17 protein-coding genes are annotated in these 16079 nt (G+C 40.0%); 7 read left to right on the top strand and 10 right to left on the bottom strand.

Annotation, left to right across the window (positions count from 1 at the left end):
- Positions 1–420: 420 nt before the first annotated feature.
- The gene (locus J7I93_RS00385; protein WP_214722456.1) at positions 421–867 is read right to left on the bottom strand and encodes a hypothetical protein; all 447 of its coding nucleotides are present in this window, start codon (positions 865–867) and stop codon (positions 421–423) included.
- Between the two features lie 34 nt (positions 868–901).
- The gene (locus J7I93_RS00380; RefSeq protein WP_214722455.1) at positions 902–1990 is read right to left on the bottom strand and encodes a threonine aldolase family protein; all 1089 of its coding nucleotides are present in this window, start codon (positions 1988–1990) and stop codon (positions 902–904) included.
- Positions 1991–2143: 153 nt separating this feature from the next.
- Here J7I93_RS00380 and J7I93_RS00375 point away from each other — a divergent pair, with 153 nt between their 5' ends.
- Positions 2144–2362 (top strand): hypothetical protein, encoded by a 219-nt coding sequence (locus tag J7I93_RS00375; RefSeq protein WP_214722454.1) that lies wholly within the window; start codon positions 2144–2146, stop codon positions 2360–2362.
- A gap of 35 nt (positions 2363–2397) precedes the next feature.
- Here the strand turns inward: J7I93_RS00375 and J7I93_RS00370 are convergent, their stop codons facing one another.
- A complete protein-coding gene (locus J7I93_RS00370) occupies positions 2398–3402 on the bottom strand; it encodes a LysM peptidoglycan-binding domain-containing protein (protein ID WP_214722453.1) in 1005 nt (334 codons plus the stop codon).
- A gap of 221 nt (positions 3403–3623) precedes the next feature.
- Between J7I93_RS00370 and J7I93_RS00365 the strand changes: the two genes are divergently transcribed.
- Entirely contained in the window at positions 3624–4364 is a 741-nt protein-coding gene (locus tag J7I93_RS00365) for a hypothetical protein (RefSeq protein ID WP_214722452.1), read from the top strand.
- A 94-nt stretch (positions 4365–4458) separates the two neighbouring features.
- The gene (locus J7I93_RS00360; protein WP_214722451.1) at positions 4459–4842 is read left to right on the top strand and encodes a VOC family protein; all 384 of its coding nucleotides are present in this window, start codon (positions 4459–4461) and stop codon (positions 4840–4842) included.
- 163 nt (positions 4843–5005) lie between these two features.
- Here J7I93_RS00360 and J7I93_RS00355 read toward each other — a convergent pair whose 3' ends face one another.
- The gene (locus J7I93_RS00355; protein WP_214722450.1) at positions 5006–6007 is read right to left on the bottom strand and encodes an LLM class flavin-dependent oxidoreductase; all 1002 of its coding nucleotides are present in this window, start codon (positions 6005–6007) and stop codon (positions 5006–5008) included.
- Between the two features lie 212 nt (positions 6008–6219).
- Between J7I93_RS00355 and J7I93_RS00350 the strand changes: the two genes are divergently transcribed.
- Positions 6220–6687, top strand: a complete 468-nt coding sequence (locus tag J7I93_RS00350) for a hypothetical protein (protein WP_214722449.1) — start codon at positions 6220–6222, stop codon at positions 6685–6687.
- A gap of 49 nt (positions 6688–6736) precedes the next feature.
- On the opposite strand, the gene J7I93_RS00345 is transcribed toward J7I93_RS00350, so the two are convergent.
- Entirely contained in the window at positions 6737–7690 is a 954-nt protein-coding gene (locus J7I93_RS00345) for a DMT family transporter (RefSeq protein WP_214722448.1), read from the bottom strand.
- Between the two features lie 278 nt (positions 7691–7968).
- Here J7I93_RS00345 and J7I93_RS00340 point away from each other — a divergent pair, with 278 nt between their 5' ends.
- Positions 7969–8952, top strand: coding sequence for a polysaccharide deacetylase family protein (locus J7I93_RS00340; RefSeq protein WP_214722447.1), 984 nt, complete (start codon positions 7969–7971; stop codon positions 8950–8952).
- Positions 8953–9194: 242 nt separating this feature from the next.
- Here the strand turns inward: J7I93_RS00340 and J7I93_RS00335 are convergent, their stop codons facing one another.
- The 5 genes from J7I93_RS00335 to J7I93_RS00315 form a co-directional block, all read right to left on the bottom strand.
- Positions 9195–9425: a hypothetical protein gene (locus tag J7I93_RS00335; RefSeq protein WP_214722446.1), complete on the bottom strand. Its 231-nt coding sequence runs from the start codon at positions 9423–9425 to the stop codon at positions 9195–9197.
- A 229-nt stretch (positions 9426–9654) separates the two neighbouring features.
- Positions 9655–9864 (bottom strand): hypothetical protein, encoded by a 210-nt coding sequence (locus J7I93_RS00330; protein ID WP_214722445.1) that lies wholly within the window; start codon positions 9862–9864, stop codon positions 9655–9657.
- Between the two features lie 36 nt (positions 9865–9900).
- Positions 9901–11733, bottom strand: coding sequence for an LTA synthase family protein (locus J7I93_RS00325; RefSeq protein WP_214722444.1), 1833 nt, complete (start codon positions 11731–11733; stop codon positions 9901–9903).
- Positions 11720–13318, bottom strand: a complete 1599-nt coding sequence (locus J7I93_RS00320; RefSeq protein ID WP_214722443.1) for an aminotransferase class V-fold PLP-dependent enzyme — start codon at positions 13316–13318, stop codon at positions 11720–11722. The genes J7I93_RS00325 and J7I93_RS00320 overlap by 14 nt, the downstream gene beginning before the upstream one ends.
- A gap of 10 nt (positions 13319–13328) precedes the next feature.
- Positions 13329–13907, bottom strand: coding sequence for a glycerol-3-phosphate acyltransferase (locus J7I93_RS00315; RefSeq protein ID WP_214722442.1), 579 nt, complete (start codon positions 13905–13907; stop codon positions 13329–13331).
- Positions 13908–14446: 539 nt separating this feature from the next.
- Here J7I93_RS00315 and J7I93_RS00310 point away from each other — a divergent pair.
- Together J7I93_RS00310 and J7I93_RS00305 are read left to right on the top strand one after the other, a co-directional pair.
- A complete protein-coding gene (locus J7I93_RS00310) occupies positions 14447–15193 on the top strand; it encodes a metal ABC transporter ATP-binding protein (RefSeq protein ID WP_214722441.1) in 747 nt (248 codons plus the stop codon).
- Entirely contained in the window at positions 15193–16050 is an 858-nt protein-coding gene (locus J7I93_RS00305) for a metal ABC transporter permease (RefSeq protein ID WP_214722440.1), read from the top strand. The genes J7I93_RS00310 and J7I93_RS00305 overlap by 1 nt, the downstream gene beginning before the upstream one ends.
- Positions 16051–16079 lie beyond the last annotated feature (29 nt).

Below are 16079 nucleotides of genomic sequence, written 5' to 3'. Positions count from 1 at the left end.
CCTTCAAACATCCTAAGTCAAAGGCTCTTGTCTTTAACGTCTTACTGTGTATTTCCTGCACTTTGATATGATAAAAACCGCTATTTTTTATAAATAAATAATGGTTATTCATATATTAACCTTTTAGCCCTTTTCATCAGAAGGGTATAATAATAGCTTAAAGAGCATTATATCCAACTAAAGGTATGGCACTAGGCAATGAAAAAACTATTTTTTAAGAAGGCTGTTTTCGTATAGTCTTTTGCTTTTAAACTAGGAGTGAGTATGGTTGATTTCCGCTCCAGGATGCTCGCTTTCCGCGGGGCGGGCGGTGAGCCTCCTCGGCGCACTGCGCCTGTGGGGTCTCACCTGTCCCACTCCTCCCGCAGGAGTCTCGCACCTTCCGCTCCAATCAACCAACCTTGTTTATCTCTTATACCCCTATTCAGAACAGAATCTTTTATAAAGGCCCTTTCTAATAACAAGCATCGTTTTTTCATTAATCTCCACTTCATTTATATCAAAATTATTTATAAAGATGGTTTGTTCGTGCTCTTTATCTTCTGATTCTTCCCCTACCCAGCATGTGTACAATTCGCAATATTCTTCTTCTGTCAGATAACGGTCCAGGAATTCGCATAATGCCAGGAATGCTTCTTGACCTTCAATATGTCCCTTTGGGCAATCTTTTTTGTAATATCGATTAAACCATATGGTTCCGTATTTATTTGAGGTTACCTCAAACACATACTTCGTAGAAAAGTGTTTTTTTACCAGATCTCTCATCTCTTTATCTGAAAAGAAGTCCCCTATTTGGATGTCATCATCATTTTTTTCTGCATTAATTGGCAATTTAAAATTGCAGCCCAAATAATTGACTAAACTCATTTTTGTTACTCCTTTTTTAGAAATGATCACAGGTTTACAATTGCTTCATCACTTCATCAAGCTGCTGGAATAATGTATTAAGCATTTCCTTTGGCACATTTTCATAAAGATCACCCAAGCTTACTTCAAAATAACATGTATGTTCATCAATTTCTCTTAAATAACCTGAGATGCCAACACCCGTTCTCTCATGAATTTGAATGAGGGCATCCTCCACCTTCTCTTTCGGATGATGGAAATGAACATGAAACATGTTAGAAACAGGTATCATCGGTAATGTAGTGATATCATGGCAAGAATTGTAGAGCTTGGCGAGCTCCTTAGCCGCTTCATAATACTGTCCCATTTTATTTTTGCGTTTTTCATAATAGTAATCTGCTGAAAGGATGTACGGATACAAGCTAATCAAATCACCGCCATACCGCCTTTTCCAGATTTTCGATTGGCCAATAAAATCTTTATTTCCAGCGAGTATGGCACCAGCAATGCCCCCAACCCCTTTATAAAACGACATATAGACGCTGTCAAAAAGAGCACTGATTTCAGCTGCCGTTTTCTGGTAATAAGGCAGTACCTCCAGCAAACGGGCTCCATCAAGATGCAGCTTGATTCCTTTTTCACGGCAAAGCTTCGAAATTTGTTCCAGCGTTTCAAAGCTCGGCAAATGTCCGCCGATTTCCCGCTGAGGCAATTCAAGCAGCAAGCAGGCGATGTTTTCCCCCATTTCCTCTACATCCTTCAGCTCAATCACACGTGTTTTGTCAGCAAGCAAAATCGTTTCAATGTTATGTAATTTTTTCAAACCATCTTCTTCGTGAATTTCTAAATGACTTAATGGATGATACGCTACTTTAGCTGCCCCCATTTCATCACACCAAATACGCAAAGCAATCTGCTGGGCCATAGTTCCGCTTGGGAAAAAAACAGCCGACTCCTTTCCAAGCAAAACAGCCATCTTTTTTTGAAATTCTTCAATGACTTTTCCTTCTCCATATAAATCACTTTCCAAATTTTCTTCAATATCTCGAAAAGCGGTTTTCAGTACTCCAACATTACGTGTTCCATGGCCGGCCAATTGATAGTTTGTTTCCTTAAAGGACATGAATAATTTTGTACTGGTCATTATGTATGCACCTGTCTTCTTTGAGAATTATTAGATAGATAATTTAACTATATCATTTTTTCGTTTTATCAATAGGTCTAATTTTCACCCCCTTCCTATATTTTATAGAAAGGATACATTTTCCTTATTCTATAAGAAATAGGTGAGATTAGTATGTTTATCGTTTATTACTTAGAAGGCAAAAATATCTTATTAAATCAATTGCGGAAAAATGTGCCAGCTGAAGGAGAAGAAGTTAAAATTAAAGGACGAAAAGGGAAAGTTACAAGCGTTAAAACCACAGATGATCATAAAGTCCATGTGCAAGTGATATTGGAAAGCGTTAATAAAAATAAAGTGGTACTGGATAATTCCAAAAAGAAAAAGAGATAAGCAAAAAACCCGCATATGCATGCGGGTTTTGCTTTTTAACGCATAGTTGCTCTGATTTCCTGCATTTTTTGTCTTACTAATGGATAAAAGTTACTCTTGGCGCTAGCAGTAGAGTTTCCACCGAAAAAATCAGTGCCAGGACAAGTTTTAACAGCATGTCCGTGACTGTTGTCCAATATTCTTTCACCGGAATTAATATCCCACCAATGATGGTAAGTGATACTATCAACTGAAGGAGTTAATCCATACTTCAGCATAAGCAAAGCTGTGACCGTAATAATGGTTTCTCTTTGTTCTGCCGTCATATGGCTCTCATCAAAATTCCCAAGATTTTCTATAGATAAAGCATCGGCTTCATTTTTATGCATCGCCTCTTTATTTTGCAGACCAAACGAACCTTCTGGAGCAATGTTAAAAGGCCTTCCCACTGCCACTTTTCCATCTGGGAACGTGGTTAACTGCTGGCTGATCATACTCCAGCCCATTCCTTCAACATGATATTCTTCCATACCCTTCATAAGGTTAAAATGATTGGAACCATTAAATTGCTTGTATGATGGCTGATACGTATGGTGCTGCTGTATTTTTGCCACTTTCCTCGTGAATTTTTGATTAAAAATCCAATCTCTGAATTCCTCTCTTGTCATAAGAACATATTTGCCTTGCATCGCAAGCTTCTTCGGTGGAATTTTTAATTTTTGACCGACATACAACTGATTTGATGTCAGCGTATTCGCTGATTTGATTAACTGAACAGTAGAACTAAAGGATTGTGCAAGATTCCAAAGTGTATCCCCGGGAGCAACCTGGTACATAATTGGAACTCTTAACTTCTGGCCTGCTAATAGAAAATCAGACTGCAGCCCGTTCATTAATTTAAGGTCATTAGCCGTAGTTCCATAGGTATGAGCAATTTTCCATAAATAATCCCCTGCCTTTACTTCGTAAATATTCCGGGGATTATTTTGTGCATGAACAGGCGACAAATTTATTTGAAATAATAACATCAAACTAAATAAAAGAATCGGGAATCTCTTCATTTTTCAAATCCTTTCATTAGCATCAAAAGTTAGCACTCATTTTCTTTATATTTCAACATTATTATTTTTTTAATACGAACGGAAAATATTCTCGTTATTTATTGTTAATTTTCAGTCGAAAAATTTTCATTACCCTGAACCTGATGGTTATCATGCATGATTTCCCCTGCCATTGGGTATCCCTGAATTAATAACTTAAAAATGCTAAAAGGTGTGGGTTTATGTATAACAAGTACTACTCAGAAATAGCGGTTCCAATCAAACCGCCCTATGGATTTCAGCCAACTGACAATAATGAAACAGACTTTACCTTCGACCGCGAAGACCGGTTCACCGATTATCAGATCGAGAAAAATAACAAGTCCTATGAAATCAGCTTGGATGATCAGGGACAGTGGTATTTTTTCAAATCCTTTGTCTGCAACTCGCTTGATGAGCTGAAGCTTTCAAGGCAAATATTCAGGCCGTCTTATTTAAAAAACGAGGATTTACAGCTTGTGGATTTGATGCAGGATTTGGATATTTCCCCATTTTACGAGGGACATGATAAAGCATATGGGCATGTACTCTCCCTGGTGCCTGAACTTGATTCCGTTCCGGCATTCCGTCAGGCCAGGCTTGCCAACTATGATGGTACAGACGATCCGACCATTATCAAAAAGATTCACTATATCCAAAACGAATATAAAGGTGAATGCACACGGTTTATTTCCGGCTTTGAAACCCGCTCTTTTGCGACGATTACTGAAAATGAGTATTATGCAAAGGAGATTCACCAGCCATACAATGCCCGGAATTACCTGAAGCTGTTCATCTATTTTTCCAGATATAGCATTCTTCCTTCACAGCAAATGATGCCTCGATTCCTTGCGAATCTTTGGGCCTCGACACAGAGCATGAATACCAATGCGAACCCTGCTCTATACAAAGAAGAGTTTATTAAAGAAGAAATATCAGAGTAATGTAATAATTCTACAGAAAAAAATGTTATAATCACTGTGGCAGCAGGAATTATACATACTTACAAAATTTTAAATGAAAAATGGAGTGAGGAAAATGATTCAAAACGTCGGCCAAATCATGTTATACGTTAATGACCAGGATCAAGCAGTAAGATTTTGGACTGAAAAAGCGGGCTTTGTTGTTATTTCCGAAGAAGATAATGGCGAAGGAATGAGATGGATTGAAATTGCTCCTGCAAAGGAAGCAGAAACCACCTTCGTTCTGCACAACAAGGAACTCATTGCAAAGATGGAGCCTGAACTAAACCTTGGTACACCTTCCCTCATGTTTTTCACAGATGACCTTGATACACTTTATCATAACTTTAAAAAACAAAATGTCACAGTCGGCGATATTGTTAAGATGCCTGGTGGCAGAGTCTTTAATTTTGCAGACAGCGAGGAGAATTATTTTGCTGTCATGGAAAAGAATAATTAATAATATGCACCGCTCCTAGCCGGGGTGGTGCTTTTTCCGGTCAGTTTTACAGAGTTCGTCAAATTCTGCTATAAATGCGAAATAAAAGTCTAATCCTGCGCTTTCCCGAGAAATGATGGACCAAAAAAAGAGCGGGGACTGCTCTCATCCCTGCTCTCCTTCCTTATTTTCCATCTGCAATTTCTTTAAAGATTTCATAGGAACGCTTTTGTTTATCTTCGTCATAAATATAGGACACAGCCATAATTTCATCGACATTGTACATGTCCTGGAACTGCGCTAATTGCCCCTTTACTGTTTCCTTGCTTCCCATTAGAGTTACACTGGACATCCCTTCGGCCGCTTCTTTTTCCATCGGATTCCAAAGAGAATCCAAGTCTTTAACCGGCGGGCTTAGCTTCATTTGTGTTCCCCTAACGACATTCAAGAAAAACTGTTTCATGGTTGTTGATAAAAATTCTGCTTCTTCATCGGTCTCAGCTGCAATGACATTCAGGCAAATCATCATATATGGCTTTTCCAAATACTGCGACGGCTTGAATCGTGCGCGGTAAATCCGGATGGCATCTTCCATATACCTTGGTGCAAAGTGTGAAGCAAATACATATGGAAGTCCTAGCTCTGCTGCCAAATAAGCAGAATCTGTAGAAGACCCAAGAATATAAATCGGAATATTCGTTTCCACTCCTGGATAAGCTTTCACATAGCTTTGACCCTCTAATGGACCAAAGTATGTAAGCAATTGCTGAACATCCTCGGGAAACGTATAAACCGAGTCATTTTTCGAACGGCGAAGTGCACTGGCCGTCATCATATCGGTACCAGGTGCCCTTCCAAGACCAAGATCCACACGATCCGGATAAATGGTCGCCATCGTGCCAAATTGCTCGGCAACCACCAGCGGAGCATGGTTCGGCAGCATGATTCCGCCTGAGCCCACACGGATTGTATTCGTATGTTCCAATGTATGTTTAATTAAAAGAGACGTCGCGGAACTGACTAGCGTCGGCGTATTATGATGCTCCGCAATCCAATAGCGCTTATAGCCCATTTCCTCCGTTGCCTGTGCAAGATCCACAAGGTCTTCAATCGCCTGTTTGCTATCCTTCCCCTCCCGGATCGGGGCAAGGTTTAAAACCGAAACAGGTATTTGTCTATTAGTCATTTGATTATCCCCTTCGTAAAGAATTGATTTTATTTTAACAACCGAAATAAATAAAACAAAGTATAATGCTTACTTTGTCTTTATTTTCCCTTACCTTTGCATTTTTACATCAGACCAAACAGCAACTATGTCGATTGCATAAATGAATAAACATACTATAAGTTGTTCAATCTAGAGTAAGGTTACTGCTTTTATAAGAAAGGAATCATCTAATGATAAAATTGGTTGTTTGGTCTATATTTATTATTCCCTGGGTTTCTTTGTTCTTTTTAAACCAATCAGTTTTACGAAGATATATGCCTGTTGCCCTTCTGGCTACAGTGCTGAATACCATAGTGGCTCAGTTGGCTTGGACATACAATTGGTGGGAATTTAAAGAAACACTATTCAGCTGGGACAAAATAGCCCCATTGTTTACGGTATATAGTATTTTCCTAGCCGGTACCATTTGGATATTCTATTTTACATTCCGTAAGTTCTGGTTATATTTTATTGTAAATATAATCGTTGACCTTTTTTACGGGTTCGTTTTCACTAAATTTTTAAATAGCCTTCATATAAGAGAAAATGGCAGTTTTTCACCAATGGCCAATCTCTTGGCCATGACGATTCTGGCCGTCCTCCTCTATATTTACCAGCTATGGCAGGAAGGGAACACGGATAAAGTAGAGGTAACCTAAAGACAAGTTGACTTCATAATCAATTTTACACCTAAAAAACCCCTCAAAGTCAGCCGACTCTGAGGGATTTTTCATGATCCAAAGGATCTTTCGTTTTCGAGGTAGATTTTTTATTTAAAGCCAACAGTAAGATCATACCAAATATACACGCTGTACCAACCCATTGGAAGCTTCCAAACGGTTCTTTAAGCCAAATGACGGTTGTAAATACGGCAGCCAAAGGTTCCATACTGCTTAATAGGCTTGTTTCGGTTGGTGTAAGACTCTGCAAGCTTTCGATATAAAACCAGAAAGCAAGCATGGTTCCGAATACAATGACAAACACCAAATAAAGATAAGCTTCAGCCGTTAAGCTGGAGAAGTCCATTTTCCAAGGGGGATGGATAAAACCTAAAGAGAATCCGCCGATCACCATTGCCCAGCCGACAACCACCAGTGAATCGTATTGCTTTAATAATGGAACGGCATATAGCGTATAAAATGCTAAGGCTGCTCCGGATAAAACTCCCCATACAATCGCTGGAGCAGGGACTGAAAGCTGAGAAACAGAACCATTAGTCAGCAGAAAAAAGGATCCTGCTAAAGCAAGCGAAACCGTCACGAAATCGCGCCGTGTAAATACCGTCTGCTTCCGTAACACCAAGTAAATAATAATCATAGCTGGAGCCAAATATTGCAAAAGCGTAGCAACAGCCGCATTCCCATGGTGGATGGATGCCATATATGTGTATTGAACAGCCAGCATGCCGAGCAATCCAAAAACCACCAGCTGAAAAGCAACCCTTCTATTTTTCCAAACACCAAATACTTGTGACCGGTCTTTTAATAAGTATTGTACGGCTAAAAGCATAACACCGGCAAATAGCAGCCGGACCGTAACAAGCCAGTTGACATCGATCCCAAATTGCTGGAACAGCTTCTGCGCTACAGTGCCCCCAACACCCCAAAAAGTGGCTCCTGCTATAACAAGAAATAACCCAGTTCTTCTGGATCGCTCCTTCATATCCATACCACCTTAAATAGATTAATAATGTAATGATAATTGAAAACTTCTTTAAAGAATAGCTATATAAGTAAAATATTTTAATAACAGTAGCGGATGGCCGCCAATCATCAAACACCCCACTTGCCCACTCTTTAAAAATCAATATTAGCTTTTTCCAAACTTCACCCCCACTGGCCTGCACCGACACCCCAGCATAGGTTTTTCCAATATTTTAGGATTTAATGTTATCAATCTAGCCTTTATAATAACAGAGCAATTATAAGTAAGGAGGTGGAATGATGAAGAAAAAGTGGATCGGTTTTATAACAGCACTTTTCATTTCTATTCTATCATTTGGAAACTTTGCACAAGCTGCATCCTATACCGTTCAGTCCGGCGATACGCTTTGGAAAATTGCTACAAAGAATGGGATGACAGTTGATAAATTGGTCAATCATAACAAGTTAACCTCTACTATGCTAAGTGTAGGACAAGCTTTGGATATTCCTGAAAAAGGGTCCTACCAGGTAGTGTGGGGTGATACTTTTTATAAAATTTCTGTAAAGCTTGGGGTCTCAATAACTCAGCTGATACAAGCAAACCCGCAAATAAAGGATCCTAATCAGATTTATCCGGGACAAATTTTGAACATCCCTGAAAAACCTTATAAGGGTATGATCTATATGGGCGATAGCAGCAAAAAAGTCATTGCCCTGACATTTGATGATGGACCGGAGGATGTTTATACTCCGCAAATCCTGGAGATCTTAAAAGCTAAAAACGTTAAGGCTACCTTCTTTGTCATGGGACAGCAAGTCAGAGCATATCCTCATTTACTCAAACAGATTCATGCTGAAGGCCATGCCCTTGGTAATCACACTTGGTATCATCCTGACGTAAGAACCTTGTCGGATGCACAATTCATTCAAACGGTTCAAACGACAACAGATGAAATAAAGAAAGTGACAGGGGTCCAAGTGGACTTATTTAGACCTCCATATGGAGCAATAAATGAAAATCAAATTGAAACACTAAATCAGCATGGGTACCGCTCAATTTCATGGACGATTGACTCGAATGATTGGAGTGGAGCCTCTGCCAATGAGATCTTATCCAGGGTCAAACCGCGAGCAGCATCAGGTGGAATCGTCTTACTGCATAATTTCAAAGATGGCAGAAAGCTTGATGGAATGATTGAGGCTCTTCCTGAAATGATTGACTATCTGCGAGCACAGGGTTACGAGTTTGTTACGATACCTGAAATAATAGAGAACTACTAATGAAAATAACGCAGCAAATGCAAAAAACATTGCCTGTTCCCTCATGCTATCTGCACATCGGAACAGGCAATTTTTAATAGCATGGACCCGGAATCCAGTGTGATTGCCCGCGGTCTTTTACAATGGCAGTAAACTGTCCTTCTTGCACCAACATCTCCTGCTCTCTCTCCTAAAATATAAAATAGACTGTTGAAAAATCACTCTCAACAGTCTAAGTCATAAAGGTTTATTTGGTTGCTAGCTTAAAACCAACAACATCTATTTCTGCGTCTATTATCGCGATCAAAAGCTCCTTGAACATTGTCACGATCGCTTCTACGGCGGCGTTTTCTCTCATTCTCGACAACGATAACCCTATCTGCACGGATCAGCACTTCATCCACATCAAGAACTCTTCTTCTATCACGATCAAATACACCTGCTACATCATTGTTATCGTTATCAAATCTTCTTCTGCTCGACATCCCTCTCACCTCCTTGCCCCTTATACTTTTAAGATATGCTCGTCCTACAAAAAAGGAGTGGACAAGAATACTAATGAATTGGTTTGTTATAGAATCCATGAGAAGCTTCATTTTGATTAAGAGAATGTTTTATGTAAAAGTGATGAACCCATTATCTCCTGGTAAATCCTGCTTCGAAAATAATTCTTCAAAATAAGAGGGTGCTCCCAATAATCGGAGCACCCTGCATTCTATCGCTTTATTCTTTACCTTCTTCTTCCTCAATTTTTGCTGCCTTTTTATCTAACTCTTCTTCCAGCTTAGCCTTTTCACGGTCAGCTTCTTCTGTTGAGATTTGACCAGTTTTCGCTTCGATTTCCGCCATATTTTCTGCAAATTTAGCATCTGCTTCTTGCAGTTTCTTAAATTTCTTTTCCATCTTTTCAAAAGACTTATGCATATTTTTCAAGATGCTTCAAGGTATCAAAAAGTTGCTAGCTTCTCTTCATTCCAAAAACCGCAGCAAATCCCCATTCACAATATCATCCGACAACCCCAATTCTTTTCTGACGATTTCCATAGAAGGTTCACATTCATGTATATCCACTTCTTCTTCATTATCTTGTCTAAAGCATCTTCCCGCTTTATAAAGATAATCGGCCGCAATAAAGCTTCCATCCCGAAACACGACTGGATGATTGGGGTCGCGTGTGAACAGGTTATGTGCAAAGCTGAAGTTTTCCTCCGGTTCGATTCCAAGGAGGTGGAGTACCGTTGCTCTTATATCAACTTCTCCACCAATATTGGAAAAGGTATTGCCTTCCACCCCGGGTACATGGATAATGACTGGCACACTTTGCAGCTTCATCCGATTAACCAGCGTATCTTCCTGATTCAGCAGTTCCAGCACGCCATGTTCGTATTTATCTGAAATCCCGTAATGGTCCCCGTATAAAACAAACATCGTATTATCGTAGAGTCCTTTGTCTTTTAATTCCTGAAAAAAGGTCTTAATGGCTTCATCCTGGTATCTGACGGTTGTCACATAGCGATTGACCACCATTTCACTTGTGTTCGCTTCATAAATGAATTGATCTTTTTCCTCCAGCAAAAATGGGAAGTGGTTGGTCAATGTGATAAATCTTGCATAAAAAGGCTTCTGTATCTCCTCTAAATAAGGTAAGGACTGCTGGAAAAATGGGATATCCTTAATTCCATAGTTCACAGAATTCTCATTGGTGACCCAATAATCGGCTTTAGAAAAATAACGGTCATAGCCAAGAGATTCGTACATGGACTCCCGGTTCCAAAAGGAAGCGTCATTCCCATGGAAGACGGCTGCATAATAATTGTTCTCAGCAGATAAAATCTCCGGCAAGCTTTTATATGTATTATCTGTTTTCCTGACAAATGCCGAGCCGCTCGATAATGGATAGAGTCCTGTATCAATCATGAATTCCGAATCGGAGGTCTTGCCCTGTGCAGTCTGGTCATATACATTGCTGAAATAAAAGCTCTCTTTAATCAGCGAATTAAGGAATGGAGTAATCTCTTGCCCACCTGCCTTCTCGTTGATGACAAAGTTCTGCGTTGACTCCATACTAATAAGAACGACGTTCATGCCCTTCGCCGCACCAAAGTAATCAGAGGTCTTTTCCTCTTTAGCTTCCACATATTCTGCAGAAGCTTCAGCATCCGAGGCAGTTGCAAAAGCTCGATTTAGCGGCTGGGAAGCGGCCACTCCTATATCGAAGAGATGATATTGATATAATCCGATATTCTTAACCAGCTGCTGGCGATTATAAGACTCTGAGAATAGATGAGGAACCTTGATCATTCCTAAACCAACTGTTCCTGCAACTAAAATAGCCGCGACCCCTGCGTAAACTTTTTTCACCCTGTTTGAAACAGTAATCGGTTTTACATTCTCTTTCTTTGAAATCAGCAGGAATAAGATAAGGTCAGCAAATAAAAGAAGATCCCAGGGACTGATGAGTTCAAGCGTACTCGGCCCGAGCCCGCCCACATTTTTAAATTGAAAAAGAATCGGAACGGTTACAAAATCAGTATAAAACCGGTAGTAAAGCAAGTCTCCATATAGAATGCCGGTCAGGATAACCATTGTTAGAAAAATAGCAGCTGGCTTGATCTTTTTCTTGAAATAGAAACCCATGCCCAGAATGACCATGATTGTACCAATGGGACTAAAAATCATAAATAAAGCATCAAGCCAATTTTCAGCACTTAAGTTAAATCCGATAAAGGACACAAGCACTGTTTTGACCCAAATGAACATGACTGCAAACCAAATTGGTGAAAACTTTTTAAACATATTCATACCGATTTTCCTTGTGTTTTGTTAAAGTTTTGCTTAACACATCGAGAGCTTCCATAACCTCTTCTTCTCCCTGTTGTCCCATAAGTGCGACCTGGACCCAATTTCGTTCAAGAAGGTACCCGCTTTCATAGCTTAATAAAATACCCTTTTGTTTGCATCGGTCACCAAAGTTCCTGCTTGATCGATTCATAGGTAATTGGATGGTTAGGATGCCAGGTGAATAAGAGTCATCGCCGAGCAGTTCAAAACCGGTTTCTTTCAATTTGCACCTTACCTTTTTAGCAAGCTTTCTCGTTTTTTCATAATCAACTAAATTTATGCTCTCATTTAGAGCCGAAATCAGGTTGGATGAATGAGTATATGGAATGCTTTCGTGGTTTTCATACATTTTTAAATCCAGGTACCTTGGAACAGCATGATTTTGCTTAATTTTTTCCCGATGGAACACAATGGCCAGCCCCGGGTAGGATCCAAGCCCTTTTCCGCTTACGGCCGATGCAAAGTATATGTTTTTAAGATCCAACGGAACAGTGCCTGCTGTGCTGCACGCATCCACACAAAGCTCGATACTATTTTGTTCGCACAATTCCTGAATAGCATGAATGTCATACAGATAACCTGTGGAGGTTTCACAGTGCACAGTCCAGATCCATTTGATTGTAGGGTTTTTTCTTATTTCCAGATCGATCTCATGCAGCGTAATCGGTTCATTCCACTCTTTTTCAATCGTGTGAAAAGAGAGCTGAAACCTTTTGGCATGATCAATCAAACGGTAGCCAAATTCCCCATTGGCAAGGATCAGACCGTCGCCTTTTAGCTGTGCGGCAACAAGGTCATTGGCTAGTGTCCCAGTCCCGACGATCACTTCAGCAAACGCAGACCCAGTCATCCCACATAATCGGTAACGCAGATTTTTTAAGCTATAAATAAAATCTTCGCTTCGGTGAGAAATGGCATCTTCTGAAAAACCTCTTTTTACTTTCGGATGAATGGGTACAGGTCCTGGCAGAAAAGAGTGGTATCTTGCGGGCTTTGTTTTTTTGTCCATAAGCCGTTCAAACACCTTGGTGGAACGTACAAAATTCTCTTTTGTCAAATACATAGGCTGAAACTGAGCATCTTCCTCTCCAGTTAACGGCCCAAAAGGCAAAAAGCCGATCCGCCTATACAATTTCAGCTGCCTGACAGTACCCGAGATAAGTGCCATTGTATAATTTTTTTCCAGGCAATACGCTACAAGCTTTTCACACAGCTGAAAAAAAACACGTGTGCTTCGGTATTGCTTTTTAACTGAAAGCAATCTCACTTCACATGGCACGCCTTTAAGGGGCAGATAGTCTTCCAGATTCTCAAGTTTATAGTCGAGGGAAAAAGGCCGTTTAGCCCGAATAGCGATCATTCCTATGAGCTCTTCGCCAGCCTTTGCAATTACATATGTATTTTCATCATGGAATTTATCTATCAAATGCTGATCCGGGTTTCCCTGATGCTGAGGAATTTCTTCTACAAACGTTTGATAGTTTAACTCATGGATTTGTTTAAATTCATCCTGTTCGAATGCAATTTTATAGATGATGCTCTTCACGGTTTACCTCCTATGATTGGGGTTGGCGGGAGAAAAAATGAGTATGTGAAATGAAAACAATCAAAAGCAGAAGCAATAGCCCGGCTGGGACAATGAATGAGTCCCCAGTCATCCAGGCAGTCAATGGAATGGCTGCCATAGAAATAAAGCCTGCTAGAGTATATTTTCTTAAAACCATATAGGTAACTCCCATTGTGATCCCCATTATGAGAATTGCGATCGGCTCGAGAAATAACGCAGCAGCCAAATAAGCGACTACCCCTTTACCTCCATGAAAGCGCAGCTGTAAGGGAAATAGATGTCCTAATAGCACGAACAGCGAACTGAGAATTAAAAAGACATCACTGCCGCCAGCCAAAAGATTAGTAAATAATAAAGCTACCCAAACTTTACAGGCATCGATCGCCAAAGAAAGCAAAAACCCCTTCTTTCCCAAGGCTCTTCCGGCATTGGTAGCCCCGACATTCCCGCTCCCCATATACCGAATATCGTCTTTTAAAAAGAATTTCACCACATAATAAGCCCCTGTTATGCTGCCCATTGAGTAAGAAACAATCATAACCAAAAGGGCGGTTATAACATCATTCATCCTTCACACCTGCCCCTCTTCTATTAAATAAACGAACAAAAAGGGTAAAAAGTTTCATATTTTTACAAATTAACATAAAACTGGCCTTTAATGTAATGCAATTATACTTGCTCTTCAATGCCGATTAAGCAATGGACTCGCTTTAGCCGTTATATTAAGCAGCTTGGGCGATTCTTCCAAGATGGAAAAGCACTAAAAATATTTATAACTATCTTCCTTAAAAAACTGCCAGCCCTCCTAATTTTACCATCAAACGAATCGAAGCTAGAAAATGGTGCATCTAAATTTTCTTTCTTCCCTCCCAACTCCTTTAAAAAGGTATGTCCATTCCTTCTCCCAGCTCAAAATAAGCCCATTTAAAATTCAGTCAATTAAAAAAATAACTTTTCAGTGTTGACATTGTTTATCAATCGCATATAATTTGCATTAAGGCAAAACTTTTTTATTAGTCTATAAAACTTGTCCAAAGGACGATTACTTGATTATACGCAATTAAAATGACCGCCTGAAAAAATGGAAAAATAAAGGAGAGAAGAAAAATGAAGGGTCCAGCTATCTCCATACAAGATTTGCATGTTTCCTATTATGGAAATGAAGCTGTAAAAGGAGTAAGCCTGTCCGTTGATACTGGTAATTTGGTGGGCATTATCGGGCCAAACGGTGCAGGAAAATCGACTTTTTTAAAAGCCATGCTGAATCTCATCCCAAAGGATAAAGGCGATGTAAAAGTGATGGGTAGAACGATCAAAGAAGTGCGCAAAAGAATCGCCTATGTTCCACAGCGAAATGACATAGATTGGGATTTTCCAATCACCGTACTTGATGCGGTTCTCCTGGGAACTTATCCACACTTAAAACTGTTTCGCCGCCCAAAGAAAAAAGATAAAGAATGGGCGCTGGAATGTCTTCAGCGGGTAGGAATGCAAGAATTCAGCAAGAGGCAAATTGGAGAATTATCTGGCGGACAGCAGCAGCGTGTCTTTCTTGCTAGAGCACTTGCCCAACAAGCAGATCTGTTTTTCCTCGATGAGCCTTTTGTGGGAGTTGATGTTTCCAGTGAAGAAACCATTGTTACCATTTTAAAAGAACTTTGCAGGCAAGGAAAAACGGTTATTGTGGTTCATCATGATCTAAGTAAAGCGAATGACTATTTTCATCAGCTAATCTTACTTAACAAAGAACTAATCTGTTTCGGTACGGTCGATGAAGTATTCAAGCCTGAGGTCATCGAAAAAGCTTACAAAGGGCAATTTGCGTTTATGAATGAGATTGGGGTGTCGTTATAATGGCTTTTATTGAAGCGGTAATGCAGTATGGATTTCTGCAAAAAGCATTATTAACCTCGATAATGGTTGGAATTATCTGTGGAGTCATTGGATGCTTCATCATCCTCAGAGGAATGGCTCTCATGGGGGATGCAATCTCACATGCAGTACTGCCAGGTGTCGCCATCTCCTATATGCTGGGTATTAACTTCTTTTTTGGGGCCGTTTTTAGTGGAGTTTTAACGGCGATTGCCATTGGATTTGTATCCCAGAACAGCCGTATAAAGCATGATACCTCTATCGGGATCATGTTTACAGCGGCATTTGCTTCAGGAATTATTATTATTACGATGTTAAAAAGCAGCACTGACTTATACCATATTTTATTTGGAAATGTGCTGGCTGTAAGGTCTTCAGATATGTGGATCACATTGGGGATTGGCGTTATTGTTTTAGCGGCTGTTTATCTCTTTTACAAAGAATTACTGGTTACATCGTTTGATGAAACGATGGGAGCAGCATATGGCCTGCCAGTACGTTTAATACATTATTTCCTCATGACCCTTTTGACAATGGTAACCGTCGCCTCCCTGCAGACCGTTGGAATTATTTTGGTTGTTGCCATGTTAATTACCCCTGCTGCCGCTGCCTATTTGCTGACAGAGCGTCTATGGGTCATGATTTTTCTCGCGGCAGGCATTGGTGTAGTTTCATCCATCGTGGGACTTTACTTCAGCTTCACGTACAACTTAGCTTCAGGAGCAACCATTGTCATGGCGGCGACAGCTATTTTCGTTCTCGTTTTCTTATTCTCTCCTAAGCATGGATTGATCTGGAAGACGCTGAAAGTAAAGAAGAAAAGAGCTTCATTAGTTTAATTTAATAAAATCAAAAATACTAAGGGGGA

This window comes from Bacillus sp. ISL-47 (assembly GCF_018613175.1).
Taxonomy (GTDB): Bacteria; Bacillota; Bacilli; order Bacillales; family Cytobacillaceae; genus Cytobacillus.
The sequence above is the reverse complement of the archived record's forward strand: the minus strand, read 5'-3'. Positions and strand labels throughout refer to the sequence as shown.

Excerpts from the sequence above, each read along its gene's own strand:
- J7I93_RS00385 (WP_214722456.1), bottom strand. The coding sequence starts at position 867 with ATGAGTTTAGTCAATTATTTGGGCTGCAATTTTAAATTGCCAATTAAT.
- J7I93_RS00380 (WP_214722455.1), bottom strand. The coding sequence starts at position 1,990 with ATGACCAGTACAAAATTATTCATGTCCTTTAAGGAAACAAACTATCAA.
- J7I93_RS00375 (WP_214722454.1), top strand. The coding sequence starts at position 2,144 with ATGTTTATCGTTTATTACTTAGAAGGCAAAAATATCTTATTAAATCAA.
- J7I93_RS00370 (WP_214722453.1), bottom strand. The coding sequence starts at position 3,402 with ATGAAGAGATTCCCGATTCTTTTATTTAGTTTGATGTTATTATTTCAA.
- J7I93_RS00365 (WP_214722452.1), top strand. The coding sequence starts at position 3,624 with ATGTATAACAAGTACTACTCAGAAATAGCGGTTCCAATCAAACCGCCC.
- J7I93_RS00360 (WP_214722451.1), top strand. The coding sequence starts at position 4,459 with ATGATTCAAAACGTCGGCCAAATCATGTTATACGTTAATGACCAGGAT.
- J7I93_RS00355 (WP_214722450.1), bottom strand. The coding sequence starts at position 6,007 with ATGACTAATAGACAAATACCTGTTTCGGTTTTAAACCTTGCCCCGATC.
- J7I93_RS00350 (WP_214722449.1), top strand. The coding sequence starts at position 6,220 with ATGATAAAATTGGTTGTTTGGTCTATATTTATTATTCCCTGGGTTTCT.
- J7I93_RS00345 (WP_214722448.1), bottom strand. The coding sequence starts at position 7,690 with ATGAAGGAGCGATCCAGAAGAACTGGGTTATTTCTTGTTATAGCAGGA.
- J7I93_RS00340 (WP_214722447.1), top strand. The coding sequence starts at position 7,969 with ATGATGAAGAAAAAGTGGATCGGTTTTATAACAGCACTTTTCATTTCT.
- J7I93_RS00325 (WP_214722444.1), bottom strand. The coding sequence starts at position 11,733 with ATGAATATGTTTAAAAAGTTTTCACCAATTTGGTTTGCAGTCATGTTC.
- J7I93_RS00315 (WP_214722442.1), bottom strand. The coding sequence starts at position 13,907 with ATGAATGATGTTATAACCGCCCTTTTGGTTATGATTGTTTCTTACTCA.
- J7I93_RS00310 (WP_214722441.1), top strand. The coding sequence starts at position 14,447 with ATGAAGGGTCCAGCTATCTCCATACAAGATTTGCATGTTTCCTATTAT.
- J7I93_RS00305 (WP_214722440.1), top strand. The coding sequence starts at position 15,193 with ATGGCTTTTATTGAAGCGGTAATGCAGTATGGATTTCTGCAAAAAGCA.